This window comes from Delftia sp. Lp-1, assembly GCF_020523835.1.
In the GTDB taxonomy this organism is placed as follows: domain Bacteria; phylum Pseudomonadota; class Gammaproteobacteria; order Burkholderiales; family Burkholderiaceae_C; genus Comamonas; species Comamonas acidovorans.
On sequence record NZ_JAJALJ010000001.1, the window covers coordinates 1,319,784 to 1,334,950 of the forward strand.

Here is a 15,167-nt window from a genome sequence, read left to right on the forward strand (position 1 = left end):
CCCGTGTGAACGGCCGTTGCCGTTCAGCGGCTTGTGGCTTTGCGCACGATGGCGCTGAACACCAGGGCCGTCACCAGCAGCGCACAGGCACTGCTGGCCCAGAACGGGACGGGCGTGCCATGGTGCAGCCAGGCGGGCAGGGCGCTGTCCGTGCCGTAGGCCAGCCAGTATCCGCCGGCCAGTCCGCCGCCCCACAGCAGCAGGCAGTAGATGACCAGCGGCGCCACGGTGATGCGGTAGCAGCGCAGCACGAAGAGGCAGAAGGTCTGCACGGCGTCGGCCACATGGTAGGCAGCCACCCAGGCCAGCAGGCTGGCGGTAGTGGCCACCACCTCGGGGTTGCTGCTGTAGATGCGGGCCAGGCCCTCGCGGGACAGGAACAGTGCCGAGGCCAGCACCAGTCCACCCGTTGCCGCAAGCCGCCATCCCATGGTGACAAGGCGGCGCGCCATGGCCTCGTCCCCCGCGCCACGCCAGTAGCTGATCCGCGCGCTGGTGGCAATCGCCAGGGACAGGGGCACCATGTAGCACAGCGCTGCAAGATTGGCAGCAATCTGGTGGCTGGCCGAGGACAGCGTGCCCTGGCGCGCCACGAACAAGGCCATCAGCGTGAACGAGGTCACCTCCACCAAAATTGCCAGGCCTGCAGGAACGCCCAGTCGAGCGAACTGTGCCAATTGCGGCCAGTTCGGGAGCTCCATGCGCTGCCACAGCGCCAGGGGCGCATACAGGCGCTGGCTGCGCATCAGCACGAATGCGAGGGCAACCATGGCGTAGTTCACCAGCAGCGTGGCCCAGGCACAGCCCTCGGCGCCCAGCGCAGGCAGGCCGGCGCCGCCAAAGGCCAGCCAGATCGACAGGGGGATTTTCAGCAGCAGCGACAGCAGCTGCAGCCAGGTCACCAGCAGGGGATGGCCCAGCGCCTGGTTCAGTGTGCTGTAGATGCGAAACAGCAGCGCGGCTGGAAGGCTCCAGGCCAGCACCGAAAGATAGGCCCGCACCTCCACCTGCAGCGGTGGCGGCACATCGGCCCAGCGCAGCAGCGCATCGGGAAACAGCAGCACGCCCATGCCCAGGGCGCAGGCGGCCAGCAGCATGTACATGGCCTGGCGCAGCGTGCGGCCTATGGCCTCGGGCTGTCCGGCGCCGCGATGCTCGGCCCACAGCGGCAGCAGGGCCTGGAAGATGCCCATCAGCGAGACATAGACACTCACGAAGATGGCCGAGCCCACGGACAGCGCTGCCAGCGCTTCTTCGGCGTAGCGGCCCGCCACGATGGTGTCGGTCACGCCGAAGGCCATCACCGCCAGTTGCCCGGCCAGCACGGTCAGCGCGTGCTGGGCGATGGTGCGCCGTTCGGTGCCCAGTGGCGCGCGCGCGGGCTGGCTCATGGCCTGGCCTGGGCTCGGCTCGCCTCGGGCCTGCGCTTCAAGACCAGCAGGAAGTCCTTGCGATCGGTGGGGCGCACCACGCGGGCCACGGTTTCCCAGGTGCCCTGCAGGCGCGCACTGTGCGGGTCCAGCCAGGTTTCTTCCTCGGCCACCATCCAGTCGCAGCGGGCGGCGCCGGCCATGCTCAGGCGTTGGGTGTCAATGTCGCCGTAAAAGCGCAGCGCCGCAATGTGCGCGCGGGGCAGGCCATAGGTTTGCACGCAGCTGCCGTCCTTGGGCAGTTCGGCCAGCACCTGGCGCATCTGCGGCTCGAAGCTGCGCGCGTGGTCCAGCAGCGGCAGCCACAGCGTCATCAGCAGCAGCCAGCCCAGCGTGGCGCCGCTGGCCGGCAGCACCAGGCTCTTCCAGATGGCGGCGCGGTTGCGCGATGTGCGCCAGGCGACGAGCACGCACCAGGCCAAGGTGGCGGCAACCGCCACGGCGAAGGAGAACACCGAGAATTCCGGCGTGAACTGCGGAGCCAGCCTGGCCACATTGGCGGCCGGCTTTGCGGGAATGCCGGTCTGCAGCGAGAGCCAGATCACCCAGATGGCAATGGCGGCGGCACTGAAGAACAGCAGGGTGAACCAGTCGATCAAGGCGCTGATGCTGCGGCGCAGCGTCGGCAGGGCAAAGGCTGCCAGCGTGGCGATGGCGGGCAGGCCCAGCAGCAGGGCGCGGTCCGCAGGCAGCGTGCTCAGCGAAGCGATCACCGGAATGACGGCAAACCACAGCGGCAGCGCCAGATGGGGATAGCGGCGAGGCGCGGCGATCTGGCGGCGCCAGACCCACAGGGTCCACATGGCCAGCGGCCAGGCCGGCCAGCTGAACCACAGCAGCAGCCTGACCAGGCTTTGCCATTCCTTGGCGGTGCCGCTGTCCACAAGGCGCCAGGCCCATTGGTCCAGCCACAAGGACAGTGCAGCCGCCAGCAGCGTGACGCCCAGCCACAGCGCGGTCCAGATGCGCGCCTCGCGCGGCGCGGGCGAGGGCTCGTCACCCCAGGTGCGCGAGAAAAACGCCATGGTCGCACCGCCCAGGCCGAACAGCGTGGCCACTGTCGGCGCGCCGCTCAGCGCCAGGCCCGGCAGGCCCAGCAGCAGCGCCAGCATGGCGGTGCGGCCGTGGTAGGGCATGGCTGCGGCGGCAAAGAACAGCAGGGCCGCGCAGCCGAGCTGGGTCATGTAGCTGGTGGTTTCATGGGAAAGCTGGGCCAGGCCCAGGCAGGCCACCAGGGCCAGCAGGCCGCCATCGGCCATGGCGCGCGCATAGTCGGTGGGCTGTGCCTCGCCGCCAAAGGCAAAGGCCACGGGGCGCGCGCCCGGCGTGCGCGCCAGGTAGTACACGCCCCACCAGGTGGCCGTCAGCGTGAGCACCAGCATGGCGATGAAGGGCAGGCGTGCCGCCATCTCCAGATTCAGCCAGGAAGGCGCTCCCTGCATGGCCAGCGCGCCAAGCCAGTACGACAGCAGGCCCTCGGATTCGGGCAGCAGGCCCGCCATGCGCGGTGCCAGCCACGAGGTATGGCCCAGGGCCAGCTCCCGCATGTAGCCGAAGGCCTCCATGTCGGCCATGCGCCAGGGGCTGCGCCCCACATATCCGGGCACGACATAGGCCAGGCACAGCAGCAGCAGCGACCAGCGGGGCAGGCGGCGCACGGCGCTTTGGGCAACGATGGCAGGGGTGGGCTGGTTCACTCACAGGACTTTCTGCAACGGAGGGCGCAAGAATACGCGAAGCAAAGGCCTCGAAAAGAATGGGGCATGCCTGGCCGCCATGGATTGGCCGGACTGCGAAAAACAAAAGGGCAGCGCGGTTGCCCGTGCTGCCCTTCTGGCCGGAGAAGCAGGATTTACTTCTTGCCGAAACGGTTGCGGAAGCGCTCCACACGGCCGCCCATGTTGTCCACCGACTTTTGCGTGCCGGTGTAGAACGGGTGCGACTCGGACGAGGTGTCCAGCTTGAACAGGGGGTAGTCCTTGCCTTCGAAGGTGTCGGTTTCCTTCGTGTTCACGCAGGAGCGGGTCACGAACTTGAAGCCGTTGGACAGGTCCACGAACAGAACTTCGCGGTAGTTGGGGTGGATGCCTTCTTTCATGATCTTTCCTTCTGATGCAAGTGCGGTAGCCGTGCCTGACCCGCTGCAACCTTTGTAGCGGTTCAAATCAAGCGTACTTTCCGCAAGAAAAAGCCCTGCATTATCGCATAGTGCTCAGTTGCGTGCCAAGCCGGCGGGCCTGGGGCCCGTGTACGCCGCGCGTGGCCGAATGATCTGCCGTGTGGCGCGCTGCTCCAGCGCCTGTGCCAGCCAGCCCGCGCAGCGGCCCAGCGCGAACAGCCCGAAGGCGCTGCCCGCCGGCAACTGCAGGTGCCGCCGCAGGGCCACCAATGCGAAATCGACCGAAGGGGCCAGGCCAGTGAGTGCCATCACTTCGGCCGCCAAGGCCGCCGCCGGTCCCTGCCTGGGCAGCATTTCCAGCAACAGGGCGGCGCGCACATCGCCTTCGGGGTAGAGGTGGTGGCCGAAGCCGGGCAGGGTCTCGCCGCGCGCCAGGCGCTGGCGCAGGCGTGCCGGGGCCTGCGCCTCGCCCAGCTCGTCCCAGAGCGCCTCGACGCGCGCGGTCGTGCCGCCGTGGCGCCCGCCCGTCAGGGCGGCAAGGCCTCCCACCACGGCCGCCCGCAGGCTGGCGCCCGTGGATGCCACGCAGCGCGCCGTGAAGCCGGAGGCGTTGAGTTCATGGTCGGCGCACAGCACCAGGGCCATGCGCACTAGGTCGGCGCCTTGGGCGTCCAGCGCCCAGGCCTGGGCGCATTGCAGGTGGATGGGGGTCTTGTCCGGCGCCGTGCCCAGCAGGCAGGCTGCCAGCAGGCGCAGGAGCGCTCCGCAGCCTGCTGCCAGCCGTTCTGGCGATTGCTGCCATGCGGCAGTGGCCGCGTCATCGCTGGCGACGGTGAACAGCGGCAGCAGCGTGTTTTCGCAAGGCTGGCCGGCCATGCGCAGCTGCAGGTCGGGCAACACAGGGGCGGCCTCCACGGCGTGTGCGGCGAAGGCGGCATTGGCCGGGTATTGCCAGAGCAGGGCGGCGGTCTCTTCCAGCGTGTGCGCGCGTGCCCAGTCCACGGCGTCCTCGCCACGGTAGTAGAGGCGGCCCTGTTCTATCAGCGTGATCGATGACTCCAGCACCGGCAGGCCCCAGTTGAGCGCGGCCTGGGCGACTTCGCGGGGTTTGCGGCCCTGGCCGCGCTGGCGCGCGAGCTGCTCGATCTCTTCGCGCAGGTAACGGCTTTCGCGCGGCGTGTCTGCCGCATGGGCGTGCAGCAGTCCTCGGCTGACATAGGCATACAGCGTGGCGCGGCTCACGCCCAGCAGTGCGGTGGCTTCGGTCGAGTTCAGGTAGTCGGGCATGGATATGATGATATGTTGATTTATTTAATCAATATTGACAATATTTTCTGGAAATCTATCGTGCGAGTTCCAACCCTTGTTTCCGTTGCCAGGAGTGCTCCATGTCCAGTCTTCCGTCCCCTTGCGCTTTTGATCACTGCGTCGCCCAGATCTGGGCGGCACTGGAAGGTGCCCAGGGCGCGCTGCACCGTCTGGAGATGCGCGGGCAAGGCGCCTTGGCCTCGGTGTTTCCGGTCTCCGATCTGGCGGCGGCCAGCCTGGGTGTGGCAGGCCTTGCCATCTCCGAGCTGATGGCCCAATGCGGCGCTGCCGCGCCGCAGGTGGTGGTGGACCGCAGGCTCGCGTCCCTGTGGTTTGGCAGCAGCCTGCATCCGCTGGGCTGGGAGATGCCCGCGCTGTGGGACGCCGTGGCCGGTGACTACCGCACGGCCGATGGCTGGATCCGCCTGCATACCAATGCGCCCCACCACCGCGCAGCGGCGCTGGCCGTGCTCGGCGCGCCGGCCGATCGGGAGACTGTGGCGACGGCGGTGAGCAGCTGGACGGCGCATGAGTTGGAGTCGGCCGTTGTCGCGCAGGGTGGCTGTGCCGCCGCCATGCGCGGGCTGGCTGCCTGGGCTGCGCATCCGCAGGGGCAGGCCGTGCAGCAGGAGCCTTTGCTGGCGTGGCAGATGCATCCGCAGCCGGGCCTGCCCTTCAGTTTCAGTGCTGGTGCGTGGCAGCCATCGGCGCAGCGGCCGCTGAAGGGGCTGCGCGTGCTGGATCTGACGCGCATCCTGGCCGGTCCCGCCGCCACGCGCTGGCTTGCGGGCCATGGTGCCGAGGTGCTGCGCATCGATCCGCCTGGTTGGGAGGAGCCGGGGACGGTGCCTGAAGTCACGCTGGGCAAGCGCTGCGCCCGGCTGGACCTGCGGGCGCCCCAGGATCGTGCCGTGTTCGAGCAACTTTTGGCCGGTGCCGACGTGCTGGTCCACGGTTACCGGTACGGTGCGCTGGAGGGGCTGGGATTCGGGGCCGCGTGGCGCCGTCGGCTGAATCCCTCGCTCATCGATGTGTCGCTCAACGCCTATGGATGGAGCGGGCCCTGGCAGCAGCGGCGCGGCTTCGACAGCCTGGTGCAGATGAGCGCCGGCATTGCCGATGCAGGCATGCACCGGCTGGTCCGTGACCGGCCCACGCCCCTGCCGCTGCAGGCGCTGGACCACGCCACCGGCTATCTGATGGCTGCCGCCGTGGTAATGGCACTGGTGCGGCGCATGCAGGGGCAGGGCGGCAGCACGGTGCGTGCCTCGTTGGCGCGCACGGCCCATCTTCTGGCGGGGCATGGCGTGAGCGACCCGGATGCCTGCCCGCTGGCGCCGGTGAACGGTGCCGAGGATTTCAGCGCGGCGATCGAGGCGACCTCCTGGGGCGCGGCGCGGCGCCTGCGGGCGCCGGTGGAGGTGGCGGGTGCGCCCATGCATTGGGAGCGCGCGGCCTGTGCGCTGGGCACGTCTGCCGCAGCGTGGTGAGACGGGCGGCTGGAATGCAAAACGCCCCGCGTGAGCGAGGCGTCTGTAGGGGCCGTGGGCTGGATCTCTGCGATCAGCCGCCGCGGCGCATCATGTCGAAGAAGTCCACGTTGGTCTTCGTGGCCCGCATGTTCTTGATCATCAGCTCCATGGCCTCGATCTCGTCCATGTTGTACATGAACTGGCGCAGGATGCGGGTCTTTTGCAGGATCTCGGGAGCCAGCAGCAGTTCTTCGCGGCGTGTGCCGCTCTTGTTGAGTTCGATGGCGGGGAACACGCGCTTCTCGTAGAGGCGGCGGTTCAGGGCCAGTTCGCTGTTGCCGGTGCCCTTGAACTCTTCGAAGATCACTTCGTCCATGCGGCTGCCGGTATCGACCAGGGCCGTGGCGATGATGGTCAGCGAGCCGCCTTCTTCCACATTGCGTGCCGCGCCGAAGAAGCGCTTGGGGCGCTGCAGGGCGTTGGAGTCCACGCCGCCCGACAGCACCTTGCCCGACGAGGGCACGACGTTGTTGTAGGCGCGGGCCAGGCGGGTGATGGAGTCCAGCAGGATGACCACGTCCTTCTTGAGCTCGACCAGGCGCTTGGCGCGCTCGATCACCATTTCGGCCACGTGCACGTGGCGCGTGGCGGGCTCGTCGAAGGTGGAGGCGATGATTTCGCCCTTGACCGAGCGCTGCATCTCGGTCACTTCTTCGGGGCGCTCATCGACCAGCAGCACCATCAGGTGCACGTCGGGATGATTGGCCGTGATGGAATGGGCGATGCTCTGCATCATCATGGTCTTGCCGCTCTTGGGCGGTGCGACGATCAGCGCACGCTGGCCGCGGCCGATGGGGGCGATGATGTCGATGATGCGGCCGGTGATGTTCTCCTCACCCTTGATCTCGCGCTCCAGGCGCAGCTGCTGGGTGGGGAACAGGGGGGTCAGATTCTCGAACAGCACCTTGTGCTTGTTCTGCTCGGGCGAGCCGCCGTTGACGGAGTCGAGCTTGGTCAGTGCGAAGTAGCGCTCGCCATCCTTGGGCGTGCGCACTTCACCTTCGATCATGTCGCCGGTGTGCAGGTTGAAGCGGCGGACCTGGCTGGGCGAGATGTAGATGTCGTCGGTGCTGGCCGTATAGCTGGTGTCGGGGCTGCGCAGAAAGCCGAAACCGTCCGGCAGGATTTCCAGCACGCCGTCGGCGAACACTTGTTCGCCTGCCTTGGCTCGCTTTTTGATGATGGCGAACATCAACTCTTGCTTGCGCATGCGACCGACGTTTTCGATCTCAAGCGCTTCGGCCTGCTTCAGGACTTCAGACACGTGCAGTGCCTTGAGTTCATTAAGGTGCATGGAGTGACTCCAGAACGGAGTGGAAAGAAACCAGGGGAAGGCGTTGAGCCAAGCGAAACACTGTGGAAGTGGGCTGGCTTGCCTGAGGGTCTCAGCGCGGCCTTCAATGCATAAGGCCGGTGATGAAGGGCATTATGACAGGAAAAAATCCGAAGGTCACAGGGAAATTTGCGCTGGCGCCTCGTTTATGCGCCAGTGCTATGCGGTGCTGCGGTCAACGCTGGCCCGCATCTGTGACGGCCCCGTGTGCGGGGCCGTCGGGGGAATCAGGCCAGGTGCTGTTCCAGGAAAGCGGACAGCTGTGCCTTGTTGAGGGCGCCCACCTTGGTGGCGGCCAGCTGGCCATCCTTGAACAGCATCAGCGTGGGAATGCCGCGGATGCCGAACTTGGCGGGGATCTCGCGGTTCTCGTCCACATTCATCTTGGCGATGGACAGCTTTTCCTTGTAGGTCTGCGCTGCTTCGTCGAGGATGGGGGCGATCATCTTGCAGGGGCCGCACCATTCGGCCCAGTAATCGACCAGCACCGTGGTGCCAGGCTGCAAGACGTCGGCTTCAAAGCTTGCGTCGGAGATGTGTTTGATCAGTTCGCTGGCCATGGGTGGAGTCCTTGATTTTTCGCAATGAGGAAGGCGCAGGAAAATCCGCACCGCAAAAAGATTGTGACAGAAACCTATCACCTGCTGCACCGTATGGGCGGTAGCTCAATGCTATGACTGTCATAGCTGTTTATGGGGTGGCGACAGGGTTGCCGGGACTCCGGGAATTAGTGGCGCCTGCGCGCAGACCGGCCTGCGGCAGGGTATTCTGCGCGCCCGCGCTGCAGGCATATGTGCCGGCCGGCAGCGCCAAGTTGAATGCGAGCATGGAATGGAAACTGATGTGATGGATGCTTTTGAACCCGGTGCGGCAGCGCGCACGATGGACTGCGATGTGGCAGTGATCGGTGCGGGGCCTGCGGGCCTGATGGCGGCCGAAGGGCTGGCCGGCAAGGGGCTGGATGTCCATGTGTTCGAGGCCAAGTCCTCCGCTGGGCGCAAGTTCCTCATGGCCGGCAAGGGCGGGCTCAACCTGACCCATTCCGAAAACCTGCCCGCCTTTGTCTCCCGCTACGGCGAGCGCAGTGCCGAGGTGTCGCGCTGGCTGGAGCTGCTGTCGCCGGATCAACTGCGTGCCTGGGCCGGTGAACTGGGCGTGGAAACCTTTGTGGGCAGCTCGGGCCGCGTATTCCCCAAGGACATGAAGGCTGCGCCCTTGCTGCGTGCCTGGCTGGTGCGTCTGCAGACCCAGGGCGTGGTGCTGCACACGCGCCACCGCTGGGTGGGCTGGCAAGACGGCGATGCGCTGGGCTTTGATACACCCGAAGGGCGGCTGCAGGTGCGTGCAAGGGCCGTGGTGCTGGCATTGGGCGGTGGCAGCTGGGCGCGCCTGGGCTCGGATGGCGCCTGGCTGCCATTGCTGGAGCAGCGCGGTGTTGAAGTCGCTGCGTTGAAGCCTTCCAACTGCGGGTTCGATGTGGGTCTGGATGGCGCGGCTTCGGGCGGACAGATCGATCGCCGGGAGTTCATGGCCGAGCTGCTGGGCGCCAGTCCCCAGCCTGCGCGCGGCTGGAGTCCTTATTTCACCGAGCGCTTTGCGGGCCAGCCGTTCAAGTCTGTGGCGCTGTCCTTTGATGATGGCAAGGGCCATGTTTTCTCGCGCAAGGGCGAATTCATTGCCACGACCACGGGCGTGGAAGGCAGCCTGATCTATGCCGTCTCTGCGGCGCTGCGCGAAGCCATTGCGCGCGATGGGCAGGCCACCGTCCATCTCGACCTGCTGCCCCAGTTGACGCCCGAGCGCGTGCTGGTGGAAGTGCGCCATCCGCGCGGCTCGCGCAGCCTGGCCAGCCATCTGAAGGGGCGCCTGGGCCTGGACGGCATCAAGGCCGCCGTGCTGCATGAGGTGCTGGGCAAGGAAGGTGTGGCCGACCCTGTGCGGCTGGCCCATGCCATCAAGGCCCTGCCCATCACCGTGGTGGCGGCCCGACCCATTGACGAGGCCATCAGCACGGCAGGCGGCGTGCGGCTGGAAGCTCTGGATGCCAACGGCATGTGCGCAGCCGCTCCTGGCGTTTTCTGCGCCGGCGAGATGCTGGACTGGGAGGCTCCCACGGGCGGCTACCTGCTGACGGCGTGCATGGCCAGCGGCCTGCAGGCGGCGCAAGGCGTTGCGCGCTATCTCAAGGTGGATGGCGCAGAGCGTTAAGAAGGAGTGGGTGCCGCAGCGGGCTTGGACGGGGCAGGCGCCTGCAGGGCCTGCTGTTCAATGAAGGTGACGAGCCTTGCCCTCGGCACTGGTTTCACGGTTAGGGCTGCTTGGTTCCCCACCTGACCCGGTTGGCCGCTTCCCCATGCGAGGAGGCCCGTCACTCTCGATTATAGGGGCAAACACCGGGCCGCCCGGACGACATGGCCGGCCAAACCCGGGTCGCCTCAGGCAAGGGCGCCCAGCCCCGTAGAATCGCGGGATGTCTTATCTTGTGCTGGCCCGCAAATACCGCCCCCGCAATTTCTCTGAAATGGTGGGGCAGGAGCATGTCGTTCAGGCGCTCACCAATGCCCTGACGCAGCAGCGCCTGCACCATGCCTATCTGTTCACCGGCACGCGCGGCGTGGGCAAGACCACGGTCTCGCGCATTCTGGCCAAGTCGCTCAACTGCCAGGGCGCCGATGGCCAGGGCGGCATCACGGCAACGCCCTGCGGCGTCTGTGCGGCCTGTACCGAAATCGACAGCGGGCGCTTTCCCGACTACACGGAGCTGGACGCTGCCTCCAACCGTGGCGTGGACGAGGTGCAGAGCCTGCTGGAGCAGGCTGTCTACAAGCCGGTGCAGGGACGCTTCAAGGTTTTCATGATCGACGAAGTGCACATGCTCACGAACACGGCCTTCAACGCCATGCTCAAGACGCTGGAGGAGCCGCCCGAATACCTGAAGTTCGTGCTGGCCACCACCGATCCGCAGAAGGTTCCCGTGACCGTGCTCAGCCGCTGCCTGCAGTTCAACCTGCGGCCCATGGCGCCCGAGACCGTGCTGGAGCATCTGGGCCAGGTGCTGGGGCAGGAAGGCGTGGCCTCCGAGCCCCAGGCCCTGCGCCTGCTGTCGCGCGCCGCGCGTGGCTCCATGCGCGATGCGCTGTCGCTGACCGACCAGGCGATTGCCTTTGGCAGCGGACAGCTGCAGGAGGCCACGGTGCGCCAGATGCTGGGCAGCGTGGACCGCAGCCATGTGTTCCGCCTGATCGAGGCACTTGCCCAGGCCGATGGCCAGGTGGTGGTGGAAACCTCCGAGGCGCTGCGCCGCAATGGCCTGTCCGCCGCCTCCACGCTGGAGGAAATGTGCGCCGTGCTGCAGCGCATGGCCGTGGCACAGGCCGTGCCGCAGATGGCCGCCGACGCCAGCGATCCAGAAGCCGCAGAGATCGCCCGCCTTGCGGTGCTGATGCCGCGCGACGAAACCCAGCTGCTCTACAGCATCTGCCTGCATGGCCGGGCCGAACTGGGCCTGGCACCCGACGAGTACGCGGCGCTGACCATGGCGCTGCTGCGGCTGCTGGCGTTCAAGCCGCAATCTGCAGAGCCTGCCCCGGGCGCGGCTGAAAAAAAAACTCCAGCGCTGACCCCCTCCACGGCGAAGCCTGAATCTCCCGCGCCCGTGGCGCAGACGCGGCCCGCACAGCCCGCTGTGCCCGAGGCTCCCGCTGTCCCAGCCAAGGCGGCCATGCCCGTCCCGGTCGCGTCTCCTGCTCCTGTCGCGCCTGTCGCATCTCCCGTGACCGCTGCGCCCGCCGTGGTCGCTCCCGTGGTGCAAGCCGTTGCGGCTCCAGCGCCTGTTCAGGCGCCCGTGGCCGCAGTTGCCAGGCCGGAACCTGTGCTTGCGCCTGTCCAGGAGGCCAGGCCTTCCGCTGCTCCAGAGGTGAAGCCGGCCGCCGGTGTCGCCCAGGAGCCCCTGGACGAGCCTGTGGATGAGCCCGTGGACGATATGCAGGAAGACGAAGACTCTTCTGCCGATGAGGCGCCGCAGGCGCAGGATGCCGATGCACCGGACGAGGGTGCCTGGGCCGGGATGCCCGATGAAGGCTGGGCCGACGAAGGCCGCTGGAGCGATGACGGAGATCTGGCCCTGGAGCCGCCTGCCGCTGCCGTGGCACGGCAGGCCGAACCGCAGATCGACACTCAGATCGATGTGCAGGACTTCGCTCCCGAACGTGGCCGCCAGTCCCCCGGTGCGCCTCCCGCACCGACCGTGGAGCGCACGCCCGACGGCGATGTCTGGCACGCTGCCGTCCAGCAACTGGTGCAGGCCGAGGCCGTCACGGCGCTGGCACGGCAGCTGGCGCTGCAGTCGCAACTGGTAGCACGCGATGGCGATGCATGGACGCTGCGCGTGGAAAGCAGCTCGCTGGCGCAGCCCGCCACGCGCGAGCGCTTGCGTGCGGCGCTGGAGGCCGCTGGCCTGGCGCGGCAACTGCATGTCGAGCAAGGCGCCGTGGCAGACAGCCCCGCGCGGCGCAATGCGGTGGCCAGCCATGAGCGCCAGCGCATTGCAGAAGACATCGTGATGAATCATTCTCTGGTGCAGACCCTGATCCGCAGCCATGGCGCGAAAATCGTGCCCGGCAGTATCAAGCCCGTATCCATTCAGCCCTGACACGCTCTAGAGCGTTTCGTTTTTACCCTACAGAAGAAGGAACTCACATGTTCAACAAAGGACAACTGGCCGGCCTGATGAAGCAAGCCCAGGCCATGCAGGACAACCTCAAGAAGGCCCAGGATGAACTGGGCAACATCGAGGTGGAAGGCGAGTCTGGCGCGGGCCTGGTGAAGGTGGTCATGACTTGCAAGCACGACGTCAAGCGCATCACCATCGACCCCAGCCTGCTGGCCGAAGACAAGGACATGCTGGAAGACCTGGTGGCTGCCGCCTTCAACGCCGCCGTGCGCAAGGCCGAAGAGACTTCCAACGAGAAGATGGGCAAGCTCACGGCCGGCATGCCCGGCCTGCCGGGCGGCATGAAGTTTCCGTTCTGAGGCAGGCCCCAGCGGTTGTGCCGAACAGCCTGGAGAGGCCATGCCGGCTTCTCCTGCTGCCCACTCGTGTGGAGTGGCCATCGAGCGATCTGCCCCTGCAGATCGCTTTTTTTCTGAGACCCTTCTCCATTGAAAGGAAGCTGCCATGTCGGACGTGCAATCGCTCGATGGCCTGATCGAGGCCTTGCGCAGGCTCCCGGGTGTGGGCATCAAGTCGGCGCAGCGCATGGCCTTCCACCTGCTGCAGCGCGACCAGGACGGCGCGCGGCAACTGGCCCGTGCCCTGACCATGGCCGTGGAGTCGGTCACCCACTGCGAGCGCTGCCATACCTTCACCGAAGGCCGCATCTGCTCCATCTGCCAGGATGAAGGGCGTGACGCGGCCCGGCTGTGCGTGGTGGAGGCGCCCGCCGATATGGCGGCCATGGAGCGCACGGGTGCCTACCAGGGCTATTACTACGTGCTGATGGGGCGGCTGTCGCCACTCGACGGCATAGGTCCGCGCGATCTGAACCTGTCATCCCTGCTGGAGCGTGCCGGCGACGGCAAGGTGCAGGAGGTGATCCTGGCCACCAGCTTCACGGCCGAAGGCGAGGCCACGGCCCATGCGATCAGCGAGGCCCTGAAGGCGCGCGGCATCCATGTGACGCGGCTGGCGCGCGGCGTGCCCATAGGCAGCGAACTCGAATACGTGGACCTGGGTACGATCGCCCATGCGCTGGTGGACCGCCGGTAGTGGCCGAGGCGGCTGGCGTTTCTTGTCTTTTCATCAGGAGCCTGTATGCCGACCTCTGTCATCCTGCCGCCCGGCGGCTTCTCCATCGCGCATTGGTGCCTGCTGGTGGCGGCCCTGCTGCCGCTGGCCTGCGCCTACATCGCCAAGGCGCCCGGCATGAAGCACCGGCCGGGGCAGCGCGGTTTCGACAACCACGAACCCCGGGCCTGGCTGGCGCAGCAGACGGGCTACCAGGCACGGGCCAATGCGGCGCAGGCCAATAGCTTCGAGTGCCTGCCATTCTTCATTGGCGCCTTGCTGGTTGCCTGGCAATTGGGTGCACCGTCCGCGCGTGTCGATGGCCTGGCCGTGGCCTTTGTTCTGTTGCGTATTGCCTACATCGCCTTCTATGTGACGGACCGCGCCACGCTGCGCAGTCTGGCCTGGGCGCTGGCACTGGTGGTGAATCTGCTGCTGTTTTTCGCGGGCTACCGCTGAGGCCTGGGTGAGGCCTGGGTGAGGGCCGGGCGCGTGTTCACCGCGCGCCGTGCTGGCCCTGAAGCCTAAGGTGTTTCACATACGGGCAAGCACCGATGCTGTGCATGCGGGCTCTGGGCATGATCTTGTTGCACTGCAGCAAAATAACCACCATGTCTTCCCACGTGCTTGATCGCCGAACCTTGTTGAGCCTCATGGGGCTGGGTTCCCTGTGGTCGCTTCCTTCCCTCGGTTCGGCCGAGCTGGTGACGATTTCCGTGGGCGGTCAGGGCCTGCTGTATTACCTGCCGCTGGTGATTGCCCAGCAACTGGGGTACTTCGAGGCCGAGGGCCTGACCGTGCGCATCGATGACTATCCGGGCGGGTCGCAGTCGCTGCAGGCGCTGGAATCGGGCGCCGCCGATGTGTGCGCGGGTGCCTATGAACACACGCTTGTCGCGCAGCAGCGCGGCAGTGTGCTGCGTGCCTTCGTCGTGCAGGGGCGTGCGCCGCAGATTGCGCTGGGCGTGTCCTCGCGCTGGATGCCGCGCTACCAGACGCTGGCCGACCTGCGCGGGCGGCGCGTGGGCGTGTCCTCGCTGGGCGCATCCACGGCCCGGGCCGTGCAACTGATGCTGCTGGGCGATGGCCTGGAGGCCGATCTGGTGCAATTGGTGGGTGTGGGCTCGGGGCCTGACGCCATGGAGGCGCTGCGCACCGGGCGCGTGCATGCGCTGTGCCATGCGGACCCGCTGATGAGCGTGCTGGAGGACAAGGGAGCCGTGCGCATCGTCAGAGACCTGCGTGATCTGCGCAGCAGCGCACAGCTGTACGGCGGCTCCATGCCCTCGGGCACGCTGTACGCGACCCAGGCCTTTTTGCGCAAGAACCCGGCCAAGGCCCAGGCGCTGAGCAATGCCATGGTCCGATCGCTCAAGTGGCTGCAGACCGCCGCGCCCATGGATGTGCTCAGGGCCGTGCCTGCACCCTATCTGCTGGGTTCGCGGCGCGCCTATCTGTCGGCCTTCGAGCACATGCGCACCACCATCTCGCCGGATGGCCTGATGCCCGATGACGGGCCTGCCACGGCCCTGCGCGCCCTGGTCCGGCTCAACCCTGCGCTGGCGCGCAGCGGTATCGACCTGGAGCGCTCGTTCACCAACGAATTCGTGCGGCAGTCCCGCCAGCGTTTCCACACCTGAGCCCCCGGGCCGTACGCAAA

Annotated in this window: 13 protein-coding genes and 1 other RNA gene; 7 read left to right on the forward strand and 7 right to left on the reverse strand. The window is 67.0% G+C overall.

Features of this window, described 5'->3' with window-relative positions:
* Positions 1 to 23 precede the first annotated feature (23 nt).
* From LGR64_RS05765 to LGR64_RS05780, 4 genes are all read right to left on the reverse strand, one after another.
* Positions 24 to 1,391 (reverse strand): MATE family efflux transporter, encoded by a 1,368-nt coding sequence (locus tag LGR64_RS05765; RefSeq protein ID WP_141834543.1) that lies wholly within the window; start codon positions 1,389 to 1,391, stop codon positions 24 to 26.
* Positions 1,388 to 3,127 (reverse strand): hypothetical protein, encoded by a 1,740-nt coding sequence (locus LGR64_RS05770; protein ID WP_141834546.1) that lies wholly within the window; start codon positions 3,125 to 3,127, stop codon positions 1,388 to 1,390. Before LGR64_RS05770 ends, LGR64_RS05765 begins: the two co-directional genes overlap by 4 nt.
* Positions 3,128 to 3,282: 155 nt before the next feature.
* Positions 3,283 to 3,528 carry a type B 50S ribosomal protein L31 gene (locus LGR64_RS05775; protein ID WP_013801474.1) on the reverse strand — a complete coding sequence of 82 codons (246 nt, stop codon included), beginning with the start codon at positions 3,526 to 3,528 and terminating at the stop codon, positions 3,283 to 3,285.
* Between the two features lie 114 nt (positions 3,529 to 3,642).
* Positions 3,643 to 4,836: a citrate synthase family protein gene (locus LGR64_RS05780; protein ID WP_141834548.1), complete on the reverse strand. Its 1,194-nt coding sequence runs from the start codon at positions 4,834 to 4,836 to the stop codon at positions 3,643 to 3,645.
* Between the two features lie 101 nt (positions 4,837 to 4,937).
* Between LGR64_RS05780 and LGR64_RS05785 the strand changes: the two genes are divergently transcribed.
* Positions 4,938 to 6,347, forward strand: coding sequence for a CoA transferase (locus tag LGR64_RS05785; protein ID WP_141834550.1), 1,410 nt, complete (start codon positions 4,938 to 4,940; stop codon positions 6,345 to 6,347).
* A 73-nt stretch (positions 6,348 to 6,420) separates the two neighbouring features.
* Here LGR64_RS05785 and rho read toward each other — a convergent pair whose 3' ends face one another.
* Positions 6,421 to 7,683: a transcription termination factor Rho gene (gene rho, locus LGR64_RS05790; protein ID WP_012206705.1), complete on the reverse strand. Its 1,263-nt coding sequence runs from the start codon at positions 7,681 to 7,683 to the stop codon at positions 6,421 to 6,423.
* A gap of 266 nt (positions 7,684 to 7,949) precedes the next feature.
* Positions 7,950 to 8,282: a thioredoxin TrxA gene (trxA, locus tag LGR64_RS05795; RefSeq protein WP_012206704.1), complete on the reverse strand. Its 333-nt coding sequence runs from the start codon at positions 8,280 to 8,282 to the stop codon at positions 7,950 to 7,952.
* 271 nt (positions 8,283 to 8,553) lie between these two features.
* On the opposite strand from trxA, the gene LGR64_RS05800 reads away from it, so the two are divergent.
* A complete protein-coding gene (locus LGR64_RS05800; protein WP_043818992.1) occupies positions 8,554 to 9,930 on the forward strand; it encodes a TIGR03862 family flavoprotein in 1,377 nt (458 codons plus the stop codon).
* 65 nt (positions 9,931 to 9,995) lie between these two features.
* Here the strand turns inward: LGR64_RS05800 and ffs are convergent.
* Positions 9,996 to 10,092, reverse strand: an RNA gene (ffs, locus tag LGR64_RS05805) — signal recognition particle sRNA small type.
* A 100-nt stretch (positions 10,093 to 10,192) separates the two neighbouring features.
* Between ffs and dnaX the strand changes: the two genes are divergently transcribed.
* From dnaX to LGR64_RS05830, 5 genes are all read left to right on the forward strand, one after another.
* Positions 10,193 to 12,373 carry a DNA polymerase III subunit gamma/tau gene (dnaX, locus tag LGR64_RS05810; RefSeq protein WP_141834553.1) on the forward strand — a complete coding sequence of 727 codons (2,181 nt, stop codon included), beginning with the start codon at positions 10,193 to 10,195 and terminating at the stop codon, positions 12,371 to 12,373.
* Positions 12,374 to 12,420: 47 nt separating this feature from the next.
* Positions 12,421 to 12,753 (forward strand): YbaB/EbfC family nucleoid-associated protein, encoded by a 333-nt coding sequence (locus LGR64_RS05815; protein ID WP_012206701.1) that lies wholly within the window; start codon positions 12,421 to 12,423, stop codon positions 12,751 to 12,753.
* A gap of 145 nt (positions 12,754 to 12,898) precedes the next feature.
* Positions 12,899 to 13,489 carry a recombination mediator RecR gene (gene recR / locus LGR64_RS05820; protein ID WP_034396114.1) on the forward strand — a complete coding sequence of 197 codons (591 nt, stop codon included), beginning with the start codon at positions 12,899 to 12,901 and terminating at the stop codon, positions 13,487 to 13,489.
* A gap of 45 nt (positions 13,490 to 13,534) precedes the next feature.
* Positions 13,535 to 13,966: an MAPEG family protein gene (locus LGR64_RS05825; protein WP_141834556.1), complete on the forward strand. Its 432-nt coding sequence runs from the start codon at positions 13,535 to 13,537 to the stop codon at positions 13,964 to 13,966.
* A 95-nt stretch (positions 13,967 to 14,061) separates the two neighbouring features.
* A complete protein-coding gene (locus LGR64_RS05830; RefSeq protein ID WP_013801479.1) occupies positions 14,062 to 15,147 on the forward strand; it encodes an ABC transporter substrate-binding protein in 1,086 nt (361 codons plus the stop codon).
* Positions 15,148 to 15,167 lie beyond the last annotated feature (20 nt).